The 2582-nt window shown below is 70.2% G+C and carries 4 protein-coding genes and 1 pseudogene; 2 read left to right on the forward strand and 3 right to left on the reverse strand.

The annotated features are described in order from the left end of the window. The 3 genes from D180_RS11935 to D180_RS11945 all read right to left on the reverse strand — a co-directional run. Positions 1–582, reverse strand: a 582-nt coding sequence (locus tag D180_RS11935) for a ZIP family metal transporter (RefSeq protein ID WP_017912977.1), incomplete at its 3' end; no start/stop codon positions are given. Between the two features lie 85 nt (positions 583–667). Then, complete coding sequence (locus D180_RS11940) at positions 668–1099, reverse strand: energy transducer TonB (protein WP_043090883.1); 432 nt, start codon at positions 1097–1099, stop codon at positions 668–670. A gap of 5 nt (positions 1100–1104) precedes the next feature. Then, the gene (locus tag D180_RS11945; protein ID WP_017910810.1) at positions 1105–1446 is read right to left on the reverse strand and encodes a 4a-hydroxytetrahydrobiopterin dehydratase; all 342 of its coding nucleotides are present in this window, start codon (positions 1444–1446) and stop codon (positions 1105–1107) included. 86 nt (positions 1447–1532) lie between these two features. Between D180_RS11945 and D180_RS11950 the strand changes: the two genes are divergently transcribed. Continuing rightward, entirely contained in the window at positions 1533–2129 is a 597-nt protein-coding gene (locus D180_RS11950) for an NfuA family Fe-S biogenesis protein (RefSeq protein ID WP_010343876.1), read from the forward strand. A 13-nt stretch (positions 2130–2142) separates the two neighbouring features. Continuing rightward, positions 2143–2582 (forward strand): annotated as a pseudogene (locus D180_RS22540) (hypothetical protein); the annotation flags it as partial.

Here is a 2582-nt window from a genome sequence, read left to right on the forward strand (position 1 = left end):
GCCGGACAGCAGGCTGGCGGCGAAGGCATAGGACTTGCGCCCGGTGGCGTAATGCACCGGCACTGCGATGGCGATGCCCTCGGGGATGTTGTGCACGGCGATGGCGAAGGCCAGCGGCATGCCCACCGCCGGACTCTCCAGCGTCGCGAAGAAGGTGGCCAGACCCTCCGGAAAGTTGTGCGCGGTGATCGCCACCGCGGTGAGCAGGCCGACGCGCTTGACGTAGGCGCGGTTGTCGTCGCGGAACAGCGGATCGCGGCTGTTGAGGCTTTCGTGCGGATTGGGTACCAGCCGGTCGATGGCCACGATCAGCACCATGCCGGCCAGGAACGCCAGGGTGGCATAGGCCTGGCCCAGGCGCGGATCGAAGGCCTCGCTGAAGGCGGCGATCGACTTGCCGAGGATTTCGGTCAGCGATACGTACACCATGGCGCCGGCGGAGAACGCCAGGCCGAAGGCGAGCAGGCGCGGATTGGGTCCCTTGCTGAACAACACCAGCACGCTGCCCAGGCCGGTGGCCAGGCCGGCGCCGAGGGTCACGGCGAGCGCGACCAGGACATTGTGCAGCGGGATCTCCAGCATACGCCGGCGGCTCCGAGGAAGAGGCGTCGATCAGACCCGGCGTGGTGCGGGTGTCGCGTGAAGGCGCGCGGTGCGCGCCCGTGGCTCAGCCGGCCTTGTGCGCCTGCGCGTCCAGCGCGAAGCAACGGTCCGGGCGCGGCTGCGGCGGATTGAAGTTGACCGGTACCTGGATGGTCCACGGCACTGCTTGGCCGTTGCGGGTAGCGGGATTGAAGGTCCAGCCGCGCACGGCTTGCTGCGCCGAGGCGTCGAGCTTGGCCTGGCCGCTGCCGGTGACCACGTCGACTTCGGTGGGCTTGCCCTGCACGCCGACCACCACCTTCAGCACCACGGTGCCGCCGATGCCGGCGCAGGCCACGTCGATCGGGTAGTCCGGCGGCGGTGTCTTCACCGCGGCGACCTCGGTCGGCGGCTGGGTCACGGTGTGTTGCTGGGATTGCTGGGATTGGCCGCAGGCGCTGAGCAGCACGGCGCTCAGGCAGGCCAGGGGGAGCAGACGGCGGGCGGCAACGGTCATGTGGGTCATTCCGGAAGAGCGGACGCCTTGGCGGCGCAGATGAAGTCGTTCTCGCTGAGGCCACCGACGTCGTGGGTGGAATAGCGCACCACCACGCGGTCGTAGTGCACGCCCAGGTCCGGGTGGTGGTCTTCGCGGTGCGCGATCCAGGCCAGCGCGTTGACGAAGGCCAGGGTGCGGTAATAGTCGGGGAAGCGGAAGGTGCGGCTGATCGCGTTGCCGTTCTCGACCACTTCCCAGCCGGGCACCTGCGGCAGCAGTTCGGCCAGGCGCGCCTGGGTCAGTCTGTATTCGCTGCCCTTGCAGGGCGAGCAATGGGCCTGGGCGAGCGGGATCAGGTCGTTCATGGAAGGTCTCGGCGGTGGAACGGACAGGGCCGGTCAAGATACCGCCCGCGATGAGCGCAGGGCGTGGAAGGGTCTAGAATACCCGCATGATCCAGATCTCAGACAACGCACAGGCCCATTTCCGCAAGCTGCTCGAACGCGAGGCCGTGCCCGGCATGGGCGTGCGCCTGAGCGCGGTCGATGCCGGCACCCCGCGCGCCGATGCGCGACTGGAGTTCGCCGAGCCGGCGGACCTGGCCGGCGACGAATGGGCGATCGACTGCGCCGGTTTCACCCTGTACGTGGCGGCCGACAGCGTCGGCTGGCTCGACGGCGCCGAAATCGACTACGTCACCCAGGGCACCGGCCAGCAGCTCACCATCAAGGCGCCGAAGATCAAGGGCGAAGCCCCGGGCGAGGCGGCCTCGCTGGTGGAGCGGGTGCGCTGGGTGGTGGAGAACGAGGTCAATCCGCAGCTGGCCCAGCACGGCGGCCGCGTGGCGGTGCAGGAAGTCTCCGCCGATGGCGTGGTGCTGCTGCGCTTCGGCGGCGGCTGCCACGGCTGCGGCATGGCCGACGTGACCTTGAAGCAGGGCATCGAGAAGACGCTGATGGGCCGCGTGCCGGGGGTGACCGCGGTGCGCGACGCCACCGACCACGACAGCGGCAGCGCTCCCTACATCCCGCGCGATTCGGCCGCCTGACGTTTCGCTGCCGGTGACGCGCGCCGCCGACATCCTCGATGTGTTGTTGGCGCGCACGCCGCGCAAGCTGCTGCGCGATCGCCGCACCGGCCTGCCGTATGCATGGGCGCACTGGATCGCGGCGCAGCCTGCGCTGCCGCGGCCGTTCGCGGCCCCCGAACTGATCGCGGCGATGCCGTCGGCGCAGCCGCCTGCGACCCTGCGCCTGCCGGCCTTGCCGCTGTGGCAGGCGTTCCGCCGGCTGTGGTGGCAGCACTGGGATCCGGCGCCGTACGACCAGCGCTGGTGGCGGCGCATCGCCGTGCTGCTCAGCCTGCTGCTGCATCTGCTGTTCGCGGTGTTCCTGCTGTGGGTGGCGTTCGTGCGCTGGCTGCCGCCGCTGACCGATGCGGACCAGGCTGGACGCGTGCAGGTGGAATTCGTCGGCCGCGGCACGCCCGCCGAGAGCGGCGG

The sequence above is a fragment of the Xanthomonas sp. SHU 166 genome (genome assembly GCF_000364685.1).
Classification (GTDB): Bacteria; Pseudomonadota; Gammaproteobacteria; order Xanthomonadales; family Xanthomonadaceae; genus Xanthomonas_A; species Xanthomonas_A sontii.